The organism is Glaciecola sp. HA4-3 (assembly GCF_055693685.1).
Map to the genome: position 1 here is coordinate 1016901 of NZ_CM146340.1, position 20211 is coordinate 1037111.

Below are 20211 nucleotides of genomic sequence, written 5' to 3' on the forward strand. Positions count from 1 at the left end.
AAGCACTTTTCGCGCCTAGAAATCATTTTATTGGTGTCAAATATCGTACTTTTGTATAGAATCTGATTATGTCTACAAAGCTTACGCTTTGGCCATTGAAGTTAATATAATAATAACGGGGCAATATGAGCGATATTCTTATTGTAAGTGATAATCAGACTCGACAAGAACAGTTGCAATTAATTCTGACGTTTGTTGGTGAGAATGTTCGAGGATGTGATTATGCAAGTTGCATAAAATCAATTGAAGCAAGTAACGATTGGTTGGCGATTTTCATCGATGGTGAAATGCCTGAAATCGCTGAAGATGTCATTGAAAAATTTCCAGATAGCCCGTTTGTGAATATTGGCTTTCAACTTAGTGGGGAGCGAGAGTTTAAGAACTTGATGGGTTCTCTTTATGAGCCTATTACATATCCCAGCTTGACTGAATTACTGAAAAAAAGTAACGATTATCATAAAGCGAACCGTCCTTTGTCCTCCTTAGTGTCGGGTAAAACGAAACTCTTTAGAAGCTTAGTAGGAAACAGTCGTGGCATTACCGAGGTGCGTGAACTGATTGAGCAAGTCGCACCCGTTGAGGCTAATGTACTGATTCTTGGTGAATCAGGCACAGGTAAAGAAGTTGTCGCACGTAACATTCACTATATGTCAAAGCGTCAAAAAGGCCCATTTGTGCCCGTGAATTGCGGTGCTATACCTTGGCGATTTACTTGAAAGTGAGCTGTTTGGTCATGAGAAAGGCGCGTTTACCGGCGCTATTAGCGCGCGCAAAGGGCGCTTTGAATTAGCTGAAGGTGGCACACTATTTTTAGATGAAATAGGTGATATGCCACTACAGATGCAAGTAAAACTATTACGAGTCTTGCAAGAACGTATTTTTGAGCGTGTAGGGGGAGCTAAAACGCTTAAATGTGACGTAAGAATCATTGCCGCTACTCACCGAAATTTAGAAGATATGATAGCGGAAGGGAAGTTTAGAGAGGATTTGTTTTATCGCTTAAACGTTTTCCCAATTGAAACACCAGCCTTAAGAGAGCGTGCTCAAGATATTCCTTTATTACTACAAGAGCTTGTTACACGCCTTGAAAAAAACAATCAAGCAGTTGTCACTTTTACCCAAAACGCAATGGCTTCGCTAATGCGTCACGCATGGCCTGGTAATGTACGAGAGTTATCAAACCTCGTTGAACGTTTGTCGATTTTACATCCATCGCTTGTCGTTGATGTGAATAATTTACCTCATAAATATCAATTTGATGAAGTTGGCTTGCCAGCGATGGAAAGTACACCGAGTGAGCAGCAAGAGCGCGATGCAATAAACGCTATGTTTAAATTTGAAAACGCGAAAGTGCCAGTGGTGAGTGATAGTGAAATTGCGCCTCCTGAAGCTAGCTTGCCACTGGACGGTGTCAATTTAAAAGAATATCTATCTGATTTAGAAATTAATTTGATTAAGCAAGCACTTGACCAACAAGATTGGGTTGTTGCTAGAGCGGCCGATCAATTAGGCATGCGCAGAACCACTTTAGTGGAGAAAATGCGCAAATATGAAATTGCTAGAGAGGAAAAAGTCGGTAGTCAATAAAATACCGAGCTAGTCATAATTTTGACTCCTTTAAAATCAAGTAAGCTATTGATTTTGTTATAATAAATGTTGGCATATCCCATGCATTAGTGTGACTAATAATCACTTTTTATTTGTATGGATATGCTAGCAAGCACACAAGAACAAACAAAAACTCTTGAGCGTGAAGTCACCACGCCAAACCTTAGTGCACATGCACTTAATCATAGCGACAGTCGTTTATCTCATCTATTGTCCGTAATGCCTGCAGGTGTATTAGTAATTAGTCAATCGGGTCAAGTTACCTTGGCGAATCAACAGGCAGTTGCATTATTAGGTGAGCCATTAGTAGGCCAATTATGGCGAGACGTAATTGCACGATCATTTGCGCCAAAAGCAGACGATGGGCATGAAGTTTCAATGCGCGACGGAAAACGCGTTAAGATTGATATCTCTCCTTTAAAGCAAGAAAAGGGACAATTGATTGTAGTAACAGATCTTACTCAAACCCGCCAATTACAAAGTACTCTAGGTCATATGCAACGTTTATCGTCACTTGGAAAAATGGTGGCATCATTGGCTCATCAAGTTCGTACGCCCTTATCATCTGCTTTACTATACGCTGAAAACCTAAAATCCATGTCCTTGCAAAGCAATGTTGCCAATCAGTTTACTGAAAAGCTCACCTATCGACTCAAAGAACTAGAGTCCCAAGTGAATGATATGTTGTTGTTTGCAAAAAGTTCCGATAAGCAAATAGTGGGGCAATTAAACCCACTGGACATTGCTAAACAAGCAATACTGCAAGTTGAACCACAAATTAAGCAGCATCATATTGAACTGTCCTTAGATGTTTCAAAAGCATCACATAGCATGCGTATCATTGGAAATGAAACAGCCATTGTCGGAGCCCTGAGCAATCTTATATGCAATGCGATGCATGCCTTAGCTGATAAGCAAGCATCCAATTGCAGTCCAAAGATAGTATTAAGTGTCTGCGCTAGCAGCTACGTGGATACCGAGCGTCAAGACAATACACATTATTGTGTATTTAGCGTCAATGACAATGGCAAAGGCATTAATGAAGAACACATTCCAAAACTGTTCGAACCTTTTTTCACAACAAAATCACAGGGTACGGGCTTAGGATTAGCGGTTGTTAATACTGTTGCTAAGTCACACAAAGGTTTTGCGCGGTGTCAAAATTTGGCAAGCGGCGGAGCACAATTCCAATTATATATTCCCCTAATATCTACTTCTCAAAATAGTTCAGGAGCACATAATGAGTAAAACTAAAATCCTAATCGTTGAAGACGACCATGGCTTGAGAGAGGCCTTAGTAGATACATTGTTGCTAGGCGGTTATCAGGTGACGCCAGTGGATTCTGCTGAATCTGCAATGGTAAAGCTATCAGAAACAAATTTTGATTTGGTCGTTAGTGATATACAAATGCAAGGGATGAATGGCTTAAGCTTACTTAAGAGTGTCAAAAATAAATATCCTAATTTACCCTTTGTATTAATGACGGCATATGCCAACGTTAATGATGCCATTCAAGCAATGAGAGATGGCGCAACTGACTATTTATCAAAACCATTTGCCCCACAAGTATTACTAAATTTACTAGGGCGATATGCACCGTCACAAAAAGTAGAATCAAAAACACCAATTGTTGGCGATGAATCGAGCCAAAATTTACTTAACTTAGCGCGTAAAGTCGCTCAATCAGATGCGACTGTTATGGTATTAGGACCAAGTGGTTCAGGTAAAGAAGTGTTGTCACGATACATACACGATCAGTCTTCACGTTGTGAAGCTCCTTTTGTTGCTATTAACTGTGCAGCTATTCCTGAGAACATGTTGGAAGCAACTTTATTTGGATACGAGAAAGGTGCGTTTACAGGTGCGATTCAGGCTTGCCCAGGAAAGTTTGAGCAAGCTCAGCAAGGAACGATATTGCTAGACGAAATCACAGAAATGGATTTGGCACTGCAAGCCAAACTTTTGCGTGTATTACAAGAGCGTGAAGTCGAGCGCTTAGGTGCAAGAAAAACTATTTCACTTGATGTAAGAGTGATTGCAACAAGTAATCGTGACCTTAAAGAGGCCGTTGCTTTAGGTAAGTTTCGAGAAGACTTATATTATCGACTCAATGTGTTCCCAATTACATGGTTACCGCTTCACGCGAGAAAAGGCGATATTGAGCCTCTTGCCAATCATTTACTTGCACGTCACTGTGCACAAAATAACGTAATAATCCCTCGTTTTTCGCCTGGAGCGATGTTGAAACTATGCAACCATTCTTGGCCGGGTAATGTGCGCGAGCTAGAAAATGTGGTGCAAAGGGCTTTGATATTATCCAATGCTGATTTGATCGAATGTGACGATTTGCTAATTGAGCCAGAGTCGCATCAAATTTTTGACTCTGTACACCACAATTTTGACAATAAATTAGTTAAAGATAGTGATTATGATGTCGATAAAAAATTACTAGGGTCAGAATTGAAGCTTCAAGAGCATCAAATTATTTTAGATGCTCTTCATACGTTTAATGGGAAACGTAAGGATGTAGCTGAGAAACTAGGCATTAGCCCTAGGACCTTAAGATATAAATTAGCTAAAATGCGCGAAAGTGGCATAGAACTTCCATGTTGAAAACCATTAAAGCGAAATTTTACACACTGTAAAGTAAGTTTGTAACAGTTATAGAGAACCCTCCCGTTTTTTGTAAGCAGTCGACAGGATGTCATCCCTATTACCGCCCACCTTTTGGGCGGTTTTTTTTGCCTTAAATTCTTGATGGCTAGTTGTTGCCTATATAGCGGTATAATTTGCCGTTTTTCAACACCTTGGCATTTTCTTTGCTTAGTAGTCAATATCGCTAATTAAACGCGTATTTTTCAAAAATATGACAGCTGAGGTAATCCAAATGGATATAAAAGCTAACGCTCTTTATCAAGAAATGCAGGCAATGACCGCCCAACTTGGGACAACTCAAAATGCCACTCGAATGGAAAAGAGCCCAGCAGCTGGGCAGTTTTCTGAGATGTTATCAAGCGCATTAGACACAGTAAACGGACTTCAAAAAGAATCCCGTGGATTACAAACCCGATTCGATATGGGTGATCCTGACTTAAGTCTAGTTGATGTCATGGTAGCAAAAGAGAAATCTGGCGTTGCCTTTGAAGCAACCGTCCAAGTGCGCAATAAGTTATTAGAAGCATACAAAACCATAATGAACATGCCGGTTTAATAGGAAGTAATAACGATGGCTGAAGCTGCAAGTACTGAAATCGCAATAAGTGAACAACATGACTCTGGTGAAGGTGGTGAGTCATCTCGCACCGCAGTGCTTGATACACTTACAAGTACCGAGACTATCAGACAAGTAACAATGATAGTGACCTTGGTAATTTGTATTGCCATTGCCATATTTATTTTCATTTGGTCAAAAGAGCCTGCCTTTAGACCCTTGGCCAGTATGCCGCATGAAGAAATGATTGAAACACTTGATTACCTTGATCAAAATCAAATTGAATACAAGATTGAGGGAACGACAATATTTGTCCTAGATGCACAGTTTAAAGATGTCAAAATGGGCATGGTAAGGCAAGGTATTAGTCATGATGACAGCGCAGGTACTGATATTATCATGCAGGATATGGGTTTTGGTGTCAGTCAGCGCGTTGAGAAAGAGCGCCTAAAACATGCCCGTGAGCAATTACTGGCAAGAACAATAGAAGATATCAATGCCGTAGGTAAGGCTCGTGTTCTTTTGGCCATCCCTAAAGAAAATGTATTTTCTAGGCGCGAGAGCAAAGCTAGTGCAACTGTGGTTGTGACCGCGCGCAATGGAACTTTCTTATCAGGTGAAGAAGTTGATTCCATCGTTGATATTGTGGCTTCAGCTGTCCAAGGCATCGACCCAAGTAGAGTAACTGTTTCTGACAATAATGGTCGACTGTTGAGTTCAGGTTCGCAAGACTCGATAAGCTCAAGAGCAAGAAAAGAATATGAAATTGAAAAAAAGCGTGAGGCACAATACATAGATAAAATTGACTCAATCTTAATACCAGTATTAGGTTTGGGAAACTATACTGCACAAGTAGATGTTAGTATGGACTTTACGTCTGTAGAGCAAACGCAGCGGCGCTTTAATCCTGATTTACCCGCGGTCCGAAGTGAAATGATATCAGAGCAAAATTCAGTGGGAGCGATTGTCGCGGGTATTCCCGGTGCATTAACCAACCAACCGCCAACGGATTCGAACATCCCTGAAAATGCTGTTGGTGACGGAGCTTCTCAACCTGTACCTATGGTACTCGCAGTAAAGAATCTACCCGTAACTTTGAGCTTGACACAACCATCAGCCACACCAAACAACAAACCGGTGTCATTAGAAGACTCAGTGTCTCGGTAGCTGTTGATCACCTTACATCCACAAACGCACAAGGTGAAACCGAAACAACAGGACTAAGCCAAGAAGAAATTCTTAATATTAGACGTTTATTACAAGGTGGGGTTGGTTTTGATGTCACCCGTGGAGATTCACTTGAAGTAGTCAGTATTCCTTTTAATCGTATCGATTTAGGGCCAGTTCAAGCGGAAAATTTTTGGGAACAACAATGGTTTATGCCCATATTTAAGCTTTTAATGGGGGCAACAGTCATTATTGTACTTATTTTAGCTGTTGTGCGTCCTATGCTGAAAAAATTAGTATTCCCGGAAAATGACGTATTAACGCATGAGCTTGAAGATACTGATTTAGATTTAGGTGATGAAACCATTAATGTTTTAAGTGATGATTTTGATGAATCAAAAGTTGGATTTTCATCCGATGGGTCACTTATGTTACCTAATTTACATGGTGATGAAGATGTACTTAAAGCGGTTAGGGCACTTGTTGCTAATGAACCAGAGCTATCTGCGCAAGTGGTGCGTGGCTGGTTATTAGAAGACGAATAAAGGAACACTGTTATGGCCGAGCAAAACACTACTGAAATAGTTGAATATGATGTTTCAAAACTTGATGGCATCGAAAAAGCATCCATATTGTTGTTAAGTCTTTCAGAAGATGATGCGGCACAAATCTTAAAATTCATGGAGCCAAAACAAGTACAAATATTGGGTAGTGCGATGGCTGCTATGGATGATATGACACAAAACAAAATATCTGCAGTTCATAAGCACTTCATTGACGAAATTCAGAATTATTCGACCATTGGCTTCAAGAGTGAAGATTTTGTTAAGCGAGCATTAATCGCTGCACTTGGTGAAGATAAAGCTGCTCATTTACTTGATCAAATAATGGCAGGCTCTGGCGCGAAAGGTCTTGAGTCTTTGAAATGGATGGACTCCAAACAAGTCGCCAACATTATCCGTAATGAACATCCACAGATTCAAACCATTGTTATGTCATATTTAGAGCCAGAACAGTCAGCCGAAATTTTGGCACAATTCCCTGAAAAAGTGAGATTAGACTTGTTGATGAGGGTTGCTAACTTAGAAGAAGTACAGCCGGCAGCTTTACAAGAGCTCAATGAAATCATGGAGAAACAATTTGCAGGTCAAGCAGGCGCGCAAGCAGCGAAAATGGGCGGCTTGAAGTCAGCAGCAAATATAATGAATTATCTTGATACGAGTATTGAAGGTCAGCTTATGGAAGCAATCCGTGAACAAGATGAAGAAATGAGTCAGCAGATACAAGACTTAATGTTTGTATTTGATAATCTTATTGATGTTGATGACCGTGGCATTCAAGCGATATTGCGCGAAGTTCAGCAAGAAACGTTAATGCGAGCAATCAAAGGGTGTGATGATGACCTGAAATCAAAGATTACTGGCAATATGTCTAAACGTGCTGCAGAAATGCTATTGGATGATCTAGAAGCGATGGGGCCAGTACGATTAAGCGAAGTTGAAACTGCTCAAAAAGAGATACTATCTATCGCAAGACGCTTAGCTGATGCTGGAGAAGTTATGCTAGGTGGCGGAGGCTCTGAAGAGTTTGTATAAACATGAGTAGCGCAGACCATGATGAACTTCAATCGGCAAAGCCTTGGGATTTACCCAATGTTGATGACCACATTGACGCCCACGAATTATCGACAAACGCGCTAAACAGACCTAAGCGTCAATGGAAGTATGAAGCGCCAGAAGAAGACGAAGAAGAATTAAAACCACTCACTGCACAAGATATTGAATCTATTCGCCAAGATGCACATCAAGAAGGAATGAAAAGTGGTCATCAAGAAGGCGTTGAGGCTGGGCAAAAGGAAGGCTATGACAAGGGTTATGAAGAAGGAATTGCCAAAGGTAAACTTGAAGGCCAGCAGATAGCCAAAAAAGAGGCACATGCTATATTCGCTGAGCAAACTTCTAAAATTGATCGTTTATTAAGCTCACTTGAACAGCCTATCGCTCAAGTTAATCAAGAGGTCAAAAAAGAGCTTCTTATTTTAGCAACAACATTGGCTAAGGCAATTGTTAAAGTTGAAACAAAAACTGATCATGATGCCATTTTGAATGCAATTGAAGAAGGCGTCAAAGTGTTACCCATTGGTGAAAGTGAATACCAAATTAGTATCAATGAAGCAGATTTAGCGTTGGTTAAAGAGCACTTTTCGGATGAATATATTCAAAAACAAAAATGGGTATTTATTGCCAATGAGAGTGTCGAGCAAGGTGGGTGTAAAATACATACAACAAGTAATGCCGTTGATGTGTCTATTGAAAAACGAAGCGAGCAGGTGATAGCCCAGTTATTGCTTGAACAAGGTATAGCCGATGACCCTAGAACTAGCTGAAAGTATTAAGCAGATTACTCAAAGTGTTTCGAGTCCAAGTGCAATCGGTGCGGGAAAACTAGTACGAGGTGTAGGGTTAACGCTTGAAGCGATTGGTTGCCAGATACCAATTGGCGCTAGGGCGCTTGTTCAAACTAAACAAGGACGAGTCGAAGCTGAAGTCGTTGGTTTTTCAGGCGAACTTACCTACCTAATGCCATCTGAATCAATCAAGGGAATTGTGCCAGGATCACTTGTTGAGCCTTTAGCAACAGATGCCGGATTGGCCGTTGGCGATGCTTTATTGGGACGTGTAATTGACGCAAATGGCAAAGCGCTTGATACAAAAGGACCGATTGTTACTGACAGCCGATGCTCTACTAATCCCCCTCCCATTAATCCTCTTACGCGAAAACCAGTTAAAGAGCCATTAGATGTTGGCGTTAGAGCCATAAATGCGATGATAACGGTTGGTAAAGGTCAACGAATGGGACTATTTGCTGGCAGTGGCGTAGGTAAAAGTGTCCTGATGGGGATGATGACTCGTGGCACGGTTGCGGATGTTGTGGTCGTTGGTCTAATTGGTGAGCGAGGTAGAGAGGTTAAAGAATTTATTGATGATATATTGAGTCCGCAAGAACGAGAAAAAGCAGTTGTTATTGCAGCTCCTGCAGATACCTCACCATTAATGAGATTAAAGGGTTGCGAGACGGCTGTTACCGTTGCTGAATATTTTAGAGATAAAGGTAAAAACGTCTTGTTACTAATTGACTCATTGACACGCTATGCAATGGCGCAACGTGAAATTGCGCTAGCAGTAGGGGAACCCCCAGCAACAAAAGGATATCCACCATCGGTATTTGCTAAACTACCTGCTTTAGTTGAAAGAGCAGGAAACGGTAGTGTCCATCAAGGTTCAATCACTGCATTTTATACTGTATTAACCGAAGGCGATGATTTACAAGACCCGATAGCGGATGCTGCGCGCGCCATCCTAGATGGGCATGTGGTATTGTCAAGACAACTAGCTGATGCCGGTCATTACCCTGCGATTGATATAGAAGCGTCTATTTCTCGGGTTATGCCGCAAGTGGTAGCTGCTGAGCATGAGCAACAGGCGCGCAGTATCAAGCGTGTTTATTCGACCTACCAACAAAATAAAGATCTTATTAATATTGGTGCTTATGTAAAAGGAAGCGATGCGCAAATTGACTTGTCTATCGCCGCAGCGCCTGCGATCAACGCGTTCTTGCAACAATCAACACAACAAATTATACCGATGGCGCAGACACTAGAATCCGTTGTTCAGTTAGCCTCTGGAATTAATGCCGCTGGCGGTGGCGCTGCATGAGTAGCCTAAAGCAGTTAATGTTAGTGGCAGAAGTAGAAGAAAAAAACAGAAAAATTGCGCAGTTAATTATCAACGTGCCAATGCTCATCTGCAAGCATGTCAACTCAAGCTATCTAATATCGAGCAGTATCGCTTAGACTACTTACATGGCATTAAAAGCAAGGCTCAACAGGGGGTCAAAGCGCATTCAATGAGTCAGCACCATCAATTTGTGGGCAAGCTAGACAAAGCGTGTGAACAGCAAATTCAGGTAATTAACAATGCAGTGCTAGTATGTGCTCAACGTAAACAGCAATGGCTTAATCAACAAAAAAAACACAAAGCAATTATGCACCTCATTGAAATAAAGCAAAAATATGCTGCCAATGTTGAAGCAAAACTTGAGCAAAAACTGTTTGATGAAATCGCAATTCAAGGCGTCTTTCATAAGTCTCATTATTAAGATTTTTACTTCGCCGCTATCGCAATGCCAAATAATAACATTTTCTAAAATGCGTTAATGTGAACTTGGTACACATCATGCAAATACTCCCTATAGTTTAGCAAGAAATTTGATTTTAGAGTTTATAAAACAATAACTTATCGAATTTATTAAAATAGGATTATAGGTCTATGATGCAACAAGTTGCCTCTTCAAACAACGATTCTGGCTCGTCATTGCCGCTTGATATTGCCACTACTGAACAACAGGCTATTACACAACAGAGCACAAATAATGGCACGAGAAAAAGCAGTTTCGATATTGAAATGCAAAAAAGCCAGCAAGCGATAACGGCAAGGTCGTCTAGTGATACCAAAGCGCCTAAATCCGACCGCAGTGAATCACTTAATTCACAAACCCAATTAAATGCACCAACGCAAGATAATAATCAAGCCGCTACAAAAGAAGCATCAGGTTCACTAGCGGTGAATAAACAAACACAAGACAAAGACAAGGCTAACAATAGCCCTGATATTATTGATACTGCAGATCAAACAGATGAACGCGCTGTGCTGACACAAAAAGCAGATTCGACGCCTGTCGAGCCAGAAGTAGAGCGCCTTGGTGATAATAATGAAAATGTGACACAGCCAAATTTTGATTATGTTGGACTAGTCAATCAAATTGCAAAATTTACTGGCAACGATATTGATGTTGACACAAACGGTGAGAATGAGCTTAGTGAATTATTAAATGCTGATGTCACTATATTAAATGAATCAATTATTTCAGTGCCTGACAAACAAGTAGATGTATTGATTCCAACTGAGCTTAGCGGGATTGATAAATTAACCCAAGCGTTTATAGACACTAGTACAAATATCGATGATATCGGCTCAGACCCATGGTTGAATGTTAGTTTAACAAAGCAAGATATTGTTGATTTGGCGGCGATTCAAAAACTACAAGCTACAGACTTGACGAGTCTAAGTGATTCTGAACGTACCACACTATCTGCTATTGCGGATAAATTACTGACTCAGCTTCCTTCAACGGATACCAATAGCACTGACGCAAATGACGCAGCTTCACTTGTTGATGATAAAACATTGCTTATGCAGCTTTTAAGTCAACAAAACAATAAAGATACTAAAGTCTTGGGGCAAAATAAGCCATTGCCACAATCTGAAGTTGATAAGTCGTTGTTGGTCGGGGCAAACGATTTACTTAGCAATAAAAAGAGCTTAAGTACAAAACTAACAAGTATCGATACACAAGCACTGACTGTTGATAATGACTTACTTGTGGAGCAAAACAAAAAAGAACAAGTGCTGGGTCCATTAACACTGAAAAATGACATTTTAAGTGAGGCTATTCAAAGCGCCACAGAACAACAAATAAATCCAGATAAACGCAAAACAATCACAACTGGAACGCTTGATAAATCGGTCATGTTCAATCTTGCACAGTTAGATGAAAAAAATGCAGAACAAGCACTCATCAATCTTACGAGTAAAGTGACAGCTGTTGTTTCTCAAATAGAAACGGCCGGCAAAGGCAGTGAATTTATTGCAGCTTTACAAAGTGGCGTAAAAGAATTTAAGCAACAGCTTTTGCAAGGAAGAGAGCCAGGTATTGATCTGAAGGCTTTAATTAGCGATGCATTAGACGCCACAAATGTGTCACTTGATGCTAGCAAGCAAAATAAAATTGACGGTATTACAGGGCATTTGAATACCATGTTAAATCTTGCAAATGGGGTAAATTCAGCAGCCCAAAGTCAATCTAACATGGGCCTTGATAGTGATATCGATAAAGACATTGCCCTGCAAGGGATAGACGGTACAAAACTTGCTGTTAGCCAGCAAAGTGCGCAAATTAGTAAGCTTGAAACACAAGCTAATATAGACCGAGCAGTTAATATTTTGAAAGCCGAAGGTCAACAGCAGCTAGCAGAAAAAATAAGATGGCAAGTCAGTGCCCGTAATCCTAGTGCGGAAATTAGACTTGATCCGCCTGATCTTGGTGGTATGCAAATTAAAGTAAATTTAAACGGTGATTCTGCACAAGTGGCATTTAATGTGCAATCGTCAACTGCAAAAGATGCACTTGATGCAGCTATTCCTGAGTTACGTGAATTACTGAACGACCAAGGGATTGAGCTAGGCGAATCTAGTGTTCGACAAGATAGTGGACAGCAAGAGCAAAATAGTGACGGCTTTGCTCATGATAATAACGATGGGCATCGTGAACGTAATGTACTTGAACCTTTAGTAGGAGACGATGGTTTCACCCAAGAAACAACGGGTCCTATTATCGAGCAAAGTATCATTGGTGGTAGTTTAGGCGGCGTTGACTTTTACGCTTAAGTCATCCTGCTAATAGTGTATTAATTATTTATCGTTAAAGGGTAATAAAATGGCTGAAGAAGAGTTAACAGGCGAACAAGGCGGAAAAAAGAAATCAAAGTTGATGCTAATTATCATCATAGTGGTCGTGCTTTTGCTTGTTGGTGGTGGTGCTGCTTATTATTTTTTGTTTATGGGGACGCCAGATGAAACGCAAGGCGCTCAAGGCGCTACGCAAAGCGCAGCAGAAGTGGTCGGTAATTCAGAGGGTGAAGCGGTGTATGTAGCTATGCCCAGACCTTTTCAGTTTAATGCGCTAGGAGTCGCACGCGAAAGATTGGTTCAAATTGAAGTTCAATTGATGGTTCGCGGACAAGAAAACGAAGAAAAAGCAAAACGTCATATTCCCATGATTGAGGGTAATTTACTGACTGTATTTAGTGCATCCAACGCAGATGATTTGGTCACAGATGTTGGCAAAGTAGAGCTACGAGAAAAAGCAACTGCGCAAGTTAGGCAGGTGATGCTTGATCTTGAAAAAGCACCAGTAATCGAACAAGTGCTGTTCACTGGTTTTGTAATTCAATAGTAAAGGGCAATTAAGTGAGCGATTTATTATCACAAGATGAAATTGATGCGCTTTTACATGGCGTAGACGATGTTGTAGAAGAAGAAGTTGAGGAAATTGAACAAGATGGTTCAGCCTTAGAATATGACTTCTCTTCGCAGGATCGGATTGTCCGCGGACGTATGCCCACATTGGAAATTGTTAATGAACGATTCGCTCGACATATGAGAGTTAGTCTTTTTAACATGATGAGGCGTTCGGCTGAAGTATCTATAAATGGTATTCAGATGATTAAGTTTGGGGAGTATATCCATACTTTATTTGTGCCAACGAGTTTAAACATGGTGAGATTTCGTCCACTTAAAGGCACCGGCTTAATTACCATGGAAGCAAGACTTGTTTTTATTATGGTAGATAACTTTTTTGGCGGCGATGGTCGGTATCACGCAAAAATTGAAGGAAGAGAGTTCACACCAACTGAACGTCGTATTATACAAATGTTGTTAAAGTTGATTTTTGAAGATTACAAGGAAGCATGGGCGCCCGTAATGGATGTGTCATTTGAGTATCTTGATTCTGAAGTCAATCCTGCGATGGCAAATATCGTCAGCCCTACAGAAGTGGTAGTTATCAGTTCGTTTCATATTGAATTAGATGGTGGTGGTGGTGATTTTCATATTTCCTTGCCTTACTCGATGCTAGAGCCCATAAGAGAAATGCTAGATGCTGGTGTACAAAACGATAAAGAAGATACCGATTTTAGATGGAGCAAAGCCCTACGCGACGAAATTATGGACGTCAAAGTAGAAATGACGACGCATTTTCTTGATGTAGATATCTCACTAGAAAAGCTAATGGATTTAAAAGATGGCGATATCTTACCCATTAGAATGCCTGATGTGATTACAGTATCGGTTGAAGAATTACCGACATTTAGAGCCAAACTGGGTCAATCACGAGACAATGTTGCATTAAAAATCACTGATAAAATACCTAGACCTAGCTCAGTTAAATCTGAACTTCAGTCATTCACAAAAGGTGGCAAGGTTATTGATAGTGATTCAGAACTACAAGTCTTAGAAGAAGACTTACTACAAATTTTACAACGGAGATAGCCATGAGCGAAGACAATGATAATTTAGACGATTGGGAAGCAGCCATGGCGGAACAATCAGAGGCCGAAGCATCTGGTGATAACGATGAAGCATTTGATCCCGATGACATAGTGGCTGATGCACAAGCGCAAACTGCAGGATTAGATGAATTAAGCGAAGACCCTGTTGTGTCTGAAGAAGGTCAAAAGTTAGACACAATATTAGATATACCTGTCACTATTTCAATGGAAGTAGGACGAACCAATATTAGTATTAGAAATTTATTACAATTAAATCAAGGATCTGTAGTCGAATTAGACCGAGTTGCCGGTGAACCATTAGATGTTTTGGTAAATGGCACGTTGATTGCTCATGGAGAAGTAGTAGTCATCAACGATAAATTTGGTATTCGGTTAACGGATGTTATTAGTCAAGTCGAAAGAATTAAAAAACTTAAGTAATGAACACGCGCTAAGTCCATGCTTGGCGCGCCTTTCCCCTTTTATACTGCTGCTATTTAGCACTTCAAGTAAAGCCACCACTGACTCGAGTGCTTTGCAATCAAACTCAAGCTTATTGACGATTTTTATGTCATTGATGTTGGTGATCGTCATTATTTTTGCGCTCGCTTTCATTATGCGTCGATTTAATGTCGCTCAAGCTGGCAATGGTCAAATGAAAGTAGTTGCAAGCATGATGGCAGGCGCTAAAGAAAAAATAATGGTGATAGAGGTCGGGGATGAACAACATCTCATTGGCGTTACTGCACATAACATCAATCACCTTTCTACTCTTACGAACCCAATTAATAAACACAGTAATGCTGGTTCCTTAGATGGCAGTCAACATGGTCAGATGGGCTTTCAACAAAAACTTGTGCAAGCGATGGCACAATCAATCACCGGTAAAAAAGGGCAGGGGAAAAAAGATGTTTAAATGGATATTAACGCTTAGTCTACTGTTGCTTGGTTGCGATGCATTTGCTCAACAATCAGGTATAGAAGCGGTGACAGTAAGTACTAATCCGGATGGTTCGCAAGAATATTCAATGACCTTGCAAGCTTTATTTATTATGACCGCGCTCAGTTTGATACCCGCTGCGGTGATGATGATGACATCATTTACACGTATAATTGTGGTTTTATCGATATTACGTCAAGCAATTGGTTTGCAGCAATCCCCCTCTAACCAAATACTCATTGGTGTTAGTTTATTCTTGTCGATGTTCATTATGGCACCGGTATTTGAAGAGGTTAACGAACAAGCTCTACAACCATACTTAAACGAAGAGATGACCTCTTTGCAAGCCTTTGAAAAAGCCAAAGCGCCAATGAGAGCCTTTATGCTAAGTCAAACTCGTATGACTGATTTAGAAACGTTTGTCAGAATCGGAGGCTATGAAGACCAGATTTCGTCACCTGAAGAGGTTCCCTTGACTGTTTTAATTCCAGCCTTTGTCACAAGTGAATTAAAAACGGCGTTTCAAATAGGATTTATGTTGTTCATTCCCTTTCTAATTTTAGATTTAGTGGTGGCGTCTGTTTTAATGGCAATGGGTATGATGATGTTGTCTCCAATGATTGTTTCTTTGCCCTTCAAGTTAATGCTTTTTGTGCTAGTAGATGGCTGGAATTTAATATTCGGTACACTTGCCACTAGCTTTGGGATGGGGTCTAACATGTCCCCTGAAGCATTTGTTGAAATTTTGCGTGATGCGATGTTTATAATCATTTTGATCGTAACAGCGATTATTCTGCCAGGTTTATTGATAGGCTTGGTTGTAGCCGTTTTTCAAGCGGCAACATCGATTAATGAACAAACAATGAGCTTTTTACCACGTTTAATTGTTACTTTACTTGCGATGGCTTGGCTGGGCAGTTGGATGGTAAAAACGATCATGGATTTTACCTTTGAACTGGTTTACAGCATTCCTAGTGTTGTTGGGTAAAGTGATCACTTAGCGTGGATATACTAAGCTCAACTATCATCGATTTTATTGGCGACTATATGCTTGCGTTTATGCGTTTTAGTGGCATGTTTATCGCGATGGTGGGCATTAGTGCACAAACAATCCCACCTCCTATACGTAATTTACTAGCGATATTACTTACCGGCATGATCGTTCCAATGATACCCCCAGTACCCTTGCAAGACCTGATTTCTTTAGGTGCGATGATTGAAGTTATTAAACAATTAATTGTGGGCTTAGCCATTGGGTTTATTTCGATGATGGTAGTAAACACCTTTGTGCTGGCAGGGCAAATTATTGCTATGCAAACAGGTTTGGGTTTTGCCTCGATTGTAGATCCCATTAATGGTATCAACGTCCCGGCGGTCGGGCAATTTTACCTTATTTTAGCCACCTTACTATTTTGGACCTTTGATGGTCATTTGTTCATGATTGAAATGATAGTGGTCAGCTTTGACGCCTTTCCTATTAGTGGCCCATGGTGGACCGGCGAACAGTTTAAAGAAATTGCTCATTGGGCTGGCTGGATGTTTGTATCAGCAGTGACTATAGCCTTAGCGCCGATAGTTAGCTTATTAATTGTAAATTTGGCATTCGGTGTAATGACTAAAGCATCACCTCAACTAAATATTTTTAGTATCGGTTTTTCTATTGCTCAAATAATGGGCCTTACCATCATTTGGTTAACTTTGACTAACCAAGCCCTTCATTTTGAAACTCAATGGATAAGAGCACAAGAATTGATGTGTAGTCTTGTGAATAGTTGCTGAGGAAATTATGGCTGAAAAAGATGATTCGTTTGAAAAAACCGAAGAACCCACCCCCAAAAAGCTCGAAGACGCGCGAAAGAAAGGTCAAATAGCGCGATCTAAAGAGCTTGCCACAACCTTAGTCTTAATCGCCAGTGCAATAGGCATGATCACAGTAGGGCATTACATTGCTAGTGCAATGTTTGCGATTACGCAGCGCTCTTTCATGTTATCAAGAGATGAAACTTTTGATATCAAACATATGTTTCAAATATTAGAAATGTCAGTTACTAAAAGTGCATGGCCTTTGATTATGTTTATGATTATTGCAATGATTGGGGGAGTCTATGGCAGTATCGCTATGGGAGGATATAACTTTACTTGGACTTCCGCTGCTCCAAAAGCAAATCGTTTAAGTCCAATTCAAGGCTTTAAAAGGATTCTAGGGACAGAAGCATTAGTTGAATTACTAAAAGCTATTGGCAAAGTACTAATCATTTCTGCAATGGCATATTTTGCGCTTATTTTGTTTAAAGACGAAGCTCTTCATTTAGATGTAGAACTCTACCCTTTGAATATTTTTCACGCTTTAGATATGTTGAAATGGGCATTTTTATTACTGTGTGTTGGCATGGTTCCTATTGCTCTTATGGATGTACCCTATCAAAATCACAAGCATCATGAAGAAATGAAAATGACGATGCAAGAGGTCAAGGATGAACGCAAAAATGCTGAAGGTGATCCTATGACAAAAGGGCGCATTAGACGTATTCAGTATCAAGCTTCGGCAAATCGCATGATGCAAGAAGTACCTAATGCAGATGTGATCGTCACAAACCCGACACATTTTTCTGTCGCCATTAAATATGATCAAAATGGTAATCAAGCACCAGTCATGATTGCTAAAGGTTTAGATGAGCTTGCAATGCATATTCGTAAAATCGGTGGCGCTCACGGCGTGCCAATTATCGAGTCGCCTGCCTTGGCAAGAGCGATTTATTATTCTACAGAAGTTGATCATGAAGTCCCTGAAAAACTCTTTATGGCAGTAGCTCAAGTGCTTGCATATGTTTACCAGCTTAAAACATATAAAGCTGGTAAAGGCCAACGTCCTAAAGCACTTAAAAAGAATCTTCCAATTCCTCCTGAGTTGCGTCGATAAAAACTTAGTCTCTTTGATGTAATGTTGGCACGGGAGTTGTAATAGACCCTATTAGATTGAATTAGCTGTCAAAAAAGTGTTCTATGCAATTTGCCCAAGTATTTCAAAGAGTCAACAAAGATCAATTAAAAAATATTGGTTCTGGTTTAGGTGCTCCTATTATCGTGTTGGCGTTAATGGGTATGGTGATATTACCTATGCCACCTGTGCTCTTAGATACTCTATTTAGCTTCAATATCGCCTTGTCTTTGGTCATTATATTAGTGTGTGTTTTTACTGGCCGGCCAATTGATTTTGGTATTTTTCCACTTGTACTGCTGGTAGCAACCGTTTTGCGCTTAGCACTTAATGTTGCATCAACCCGAGTTGTATTACTTGAAGGCCATGAAGGTGGCGACGCAGCCGGAAAAGTCATTCAAGCCTTTGGTGAAGTTGTCATTGGTGGCAACTATGTAGTAGGTGTTGTTGTATTTGCCATTTTATTGATTATCAATTTCAAAGTTGTCACAGCAGGTGCAGGACGTATTTCAGAGGTCAACGCTAGGTTTACGCTTGACGCTATGCCTATGGTAAGCAAATGGCCATTGATGCTGATTTGAACGCAGGTTATATCGACCAAGACCAAGCGCGTAAAAGAAGAGAAGAAATAACGGCGGAGGCAGATTTTTATGGCTCAATGGATGGCGCTTCAAAGTTTGTAAAAGGTGATGCAATAGCCGGCCTATTTATTATGCTAATTAATATTGTTGGTGGCTTGTTTATTGGCATGTTTCAGCATGGATTAAGTTTTAATAATGCCATGGAAGTTTATACCGTTTTAACTATAGGTGATGGCTTAGTTGCACAAATTCCCTCCTTACTCTTATCGGTAGCCACCGCAATTATAGTAACGCGTGAAAATGACTCTCAAATAATGGGCGATGAGATCAAAGAGCAACTTGCCAATCGCCAAGCATTATACATTACCGCTGTGATTTTATTTATTATGGGCATAGTCCCTGGTATGCCTCATTTTGCATTTTTAATGTTTTCAGCGATTGTCGGTGGATATGCATTTTACCGAGACTATGCAAAAAAACAGCAGGAAAAAGAAGCGGCAAAAATTGACGCGCTTCCTGACAATACTAACCCATTAAGTGAAGTAAAAGAGCTGAGTTGGGATGACGTTCAGCAAGTCGATATTATTGGCTTAGAGGTTGGTTACCGCCTAATTCCTTTGGTAGACAAATCGCAAGGTGGAGAGCTATTAACCCGTATCAAAGGCGTGCGGAAAAAGTTATCGCAAGAACTTGGATTTTTAGTGCCACCTGTGCACATAAGAGATAATTTAGACTTCGCACCTACGGCCTATAGTATTTCTATGCTTGGCGTGACAGTTGGAGAGTCTCAAGTCTTACATGATTGCGAACTGGCTATTAATCCAGGTCAAGTATTTGGCACACTAGAAGGAACGCAAGTCAAAGATCCAGCCTTTGGATTAGATGCTATTTGGATTAAACCGTCTCAGCGCGAACATGCACAAACACTAGGGTATACAGTCGTTGATGCAGCAACTGTCGTTGCGACTCATTTAAGCCAGCTTTTATCTCAAAATGCATATCAGTTGTTGGGGCATGAAGAAGTCCAACAGTTGCTTGATATTCTTGAAAAGACCCATCCTAAATTAGTTGAAGGCTTAGTACCGGACGTATTGTCTTTATCGACAGTAGTAAAAGTACTGCAAACTTTACTAAATGAAGGTGTACCTATTCGAGATATGCGCACTATAGTGCAAACCCTTTCTGACTATGGTCCTAAAAGCACCGACCCAGATGTGTTGGTTTCAGCCTTAAGAATTGCACTTAAGAAACTGATTGTACAAGAAATAGCCAATGGCGCTGAAGAAGTACCGGTAATCACTTTAGCCCCTGATTTGGAACAGATGTTGCATAAGTCACTTCAAGCGGGTGGCGAAGATGGAGCTGGTATAGAGCCGGGCCTTGCTGAAAAGCTTCAGCAGTCTTTGTCACAAGCAAATGAACAACAAGAGTTAGCTGGCGAACCAGCGGTATTACTAACATCAGGTATGCTTCGGCCTGTACTATCAAAATTTTTGAAGCAAGCAGTATCAGGTTTACATGTATTGTCTTACCAAGAGATACCTGATGATAAACAAATAAAAATCGTATCTTCTGTCGGTCAATAATCTGACATCAAT

At 40.4% G+C, this 20211-nt stretch carries 16 protein-coding genes and 4 pseudogenes; all 20 read left to right on the forward strand.

Annotated features, from left to right (window positions below; all coding sequences use genetic code 11):
- The first annotated feature begins 125 nt into the window (after positions 1-125).
- Positions 126-1587, forward strand: a pseudogene (locus ACZ1G6_RS04845) (sigma-54 dependent transcriptional regulator).
- A 123-nt stretch (positions 1588-1710) separates the two neighbouring features.
- Positions 1711-2856, forward strand: a complete 1146-nt coding sequence (locus ACZ1G6_RS04850) for a sensor histidine kinase (RefSeq protein WP_472618306.1) — start codon at positions 1711-1713, stop codon at positions 2854-2856.
- Positions 2849-4222: a sigma-54-dependent transcriptional regulator gene (locus ACZ1G6_RS04855; protein ID WP_472618307.1), complete on the forward strand. Its 1374-nt coding sequence runs from the start codon at positions 2849-2851 to the stop codon at positions 4220-4222. Before ACZ1G6_RS04850 ends, ACZ1G6_RS04855 begins: the two co-directional genes overlap by 8 nt.
- A 274-nt stretch (positions 4223-4496) precedes the next feature.
- The gene (gene fliE / locus ACZ1G6_RS04860) at positions 4497-4820 is read left to right on the forward strand and encodes a flagellar hook-basal body complex protein FliE (RefSeq protein ID WP_472618308.1); all 324 of its coding nucleotides are present in this window, start codon (positions 4497-4499) and stop codon (positions 4818-4820) included.
- Positions 4821-4835: 15 nt separating this feature from the next.
- Positions 4836-6532: pseudogene (gene fliF, locus ACZ1G6_RS04865) on the forward strand (flagellar basal-body MS-ring/collar protein FliF).
- Between the two features lie 12 nt (positions 6533-6544).
- On the forward strand, positions 6545-7582 hold the full coding sequence (gene fliG, locus ACZ1G6_RS04870; protein WP_472618309.1) for a flagellar motor switch protein FliG: 1038 nt from the start codon (positions 6545-6547) through the stop codon (positions 7580-7582).
- Positions 7583-7584: 2 nt separating this feature from the next.
- A complete protein-coding gene (gene fliH / locus ACZ1G6_RS04875) occupies positions 7585-8373 on the forward strand; it encodes a flagellar assembly protein FliH (protein ID WP_472618310.1) in 789 nt (262 codons plus the stop codon).
- Positions 8354-9703, forward strand: coding sequence for a flagellar protein export ATPase FliI (fliI, locus tag ACZ1G6_RS04880; RefSeq protein WP_472618311.1), 1350 nt, complete (start codon positions 8354-8356; stop codon positions 9701-9703). Before fliH ends, fliI begins: the two co-directional genes overlap by 20 nt.
- A complete protein-coding gene (locus tag ACZ1G6_RS04885) occupies positions 9700-9840 on the forward strand; it encodes a hypothetical protein (RefSeq protein ID WP_472618312.1) in 141 nt (46 codons plus the stop codon). Before fliI ends, ACZ1G6_RS04885 begins: the two co-directional genes overlap by 4 nt.
- Positions 9792-10145 (forward strand): flagellar export protein FliJ, encoded by a 354-nt coding sequence (gene fliJ, locus ACZ1G6_RS04890; RefSeq protein WP_472618925.1) that lies wholly within the window; start codon positions 9792-9794, stop codon positions 10143-10145. Before ACZ1G6_RS04885 ends, fliJ begins: the two co-directional genes overlap by 49 nt.
- A 170-nt stretch (positions 10146-10315) precedes the next feature.
- The gene (locus tag ACZ1G6_RS04895) at positions 10316-12493 is read left to right on the forward strand and encodes a flagellar hook-length control protein FliK (protein WP_472618313.1); all 2178 of its coding nucleotides are present in this window, start codon (positions 10316-10318) and stop codon (positions 12491-12493) included.
- A 49-nt stretch (positions 12494-12542) separates the two neighbouring features.
- Complete coding sequence (gene fliL / locus ACZ1G6_RS04900; protein WP_472618314.1) at positions 12543-13061, forward strand: flagellar basal body-associated protein FliL; 519 nt, start codon at positions 12543-12545, stop codon at positions 13059-13061.
- A gap of 14 nt (positions 13062-13075) precedes the next feature.
- A complete protein-coding gene (fliM, locus tag ACZ1G6_RS04905; RefSeq protein ID WP_472618315.1) occupies positions 13076-14155 on the forward strand; it encodes a flagellar motor switch protein FliM in 1080 nt (359 codons plus the stop codon).
- A gap of 2 nt (positions 14156-14157) precedes the next feature.
- On the forward strand, positions 14158-14595 hold the full coding sequence (gene fliN, locus ACZ1G6_RS04910) for a flagellar motor switch protein FliN (protein WP_472618316.1): 438 nt from the start codon (positions 14158-14160) through the stop codon (positions 14593-14595).
- Positions 14596-14617: 22 nt separating this feature from the next.
- On the forward strand, positions 14618-15070 hold the full coding sequence (fliO, locus tag ACZ1G6_RS04915; RefSeq protein ID WP_472618317.1) for a flagellar biosynthetic protein FliO: 453 nt from the start codon (positions 14618-14620) through the stop codon (positions 15068-15070).
- Positions 15063-15797, forward strand: a pseudogene (gene fliP, locus ACZ1G6_RS04920) (flagellar type III secretion system pore protein FliP); the annotation flags it as partial. The gene fliO and the pseudogene fliP, both read left to right, overlap by 8 nt.
- 15 nt (positions 15798-15812) lie before the next feature.
- Positions 15813-16082 (forward strand): flagellar biosynthesis protein FliQ, encoded by a 270-nt coding sequence (gene fliQ / locus ACZ1G6_RS04925; RefSeq protein ID WP_472618926.1) that lies wholly within the window; start codon positions 15813-15815, stop codon positions 16080-16082.
- Between the two features lie 14 nt (positions 16083-16096).
- Entirely contained in the window at positions 16097-16873 is a 777-nt protein-coding gene (gene fliR / locus ACZ1G6_RS04930; RefSeq protein WP_472618318.1) for a flagellar biosynthetic protein FliR, read from the forward strand.
- Positions 16874-16880: 7 nt separating this feature from the next.
- Positions 16881-18014 carry a flagellar biosynthesis protein FlhB gene (gene flhB / locus ACZ1G6_RS04935; protein WP_472618319.1) on the forward strand — a complete coding sequence of 378 codons (1134 nt, stop codon included), beginning with the start codon at positions 16881-16883 and terminating at the stop codon, positions 18012-18014.
- Positions 18015-18097: 83 nt separating this feature from the next.
- Positions 18098-20199, forward strand: a pseudogene (gene flhA, locus ACZ1G6_RS04940) (flagellar biosynthesis protein FlhA).
- The last annotated feature ends 12 nt before the right edge of the window (positions 20200-20211 follow it).

What these genes read in the sequence shown, in the direction of transcription:
- ACZ1G6_RS04850 (WP_472618306.1), top strand. Translation starts at nt 1,711, where the DNA reads ATGCTAGCAAGCACACAAGAACAAACAAAAACTCTTGAGCGTGAAGTC.
- ACZ1G6_RS04855 (WP_472618307.1), top strand. Translation starts at nt 2,849, where the DNA reads ATGAGTAAAACTAAAATCCTAATCGTTGAAGACGACCATGGCTTGAGA.
- fliE (WP_472618308.1), top strand. Translation starts at nt 4,497, where the DNA reads ATGGATATAAAAGCTAACGCTCTTTATCAAGAAATGCAGGCAATGACC.
- fliG (WP_472618309.1), top strand. Translation starts at nt 6,545, where the DNA reads ATGGCCGAGCAAAACACTACTGAAATAGTTGAATATGATGTTTCAAAA.
- fliH (WP_472618310.1), top strand. Translation starts at nt 7,585, where the DNA reads ATGAGTAGCGCAGACCATGATGAACTTCAATCGGCAAAGCCTTGGGAT.
- fliI (WP_472618311.1), top strand. Translation starts at nt 8,354, where the DNA reads ATGACCCTAGAACTAGCTGAAAGTATTAAGCAGATTACTCAAAGTGTT.
- ACZ1G6_RS04885 (WP_472618312.1), top strand. Translation starts at nt 9,700, where the DNA reads ATGAGTAGCCTAAAGCAGTTAATGTTAGTGGCAGAAGTAGAAGAAAAA.
- ACZ1G6_RS04895 (WP_472618313.1), top strand. Translation starts at nt 10,316, where the DNA reads ATGATGCAACAAGTTGCCTCTTCAAACAACGATTCTGGCTCGTCATTG.
- fliL (WP_472618314.1), top strand. Translation starts at nt 12,543, where the DNA reads ATGGCTGAAGAAGAGTTAACAGGCGAACAAGGCGGAAAAAAGAAATCA.
- fliN (WP_472618316.1), top strand. Translation starts at nt 14,158, where the DNA reads ATGAGCGAAGACAATGATAATTTAGACGATTGGGAAGCAGCCATGGCG.
- fliQ (WP_472618926.1), top strand. Translation starts at nt 15,813, where the DNA reads ATGTCCCCTGAAGCATTTGTTGAAATTTTGCGTGATGCGATGTTTATA.
- flhB (WP_472618319.1), top strand. Translation starts at nt 16,881, where the DNA reads ATGGCTGAAAAAGATGATTCGTTTGAAAAAACCGAAGAACCCACCCCC.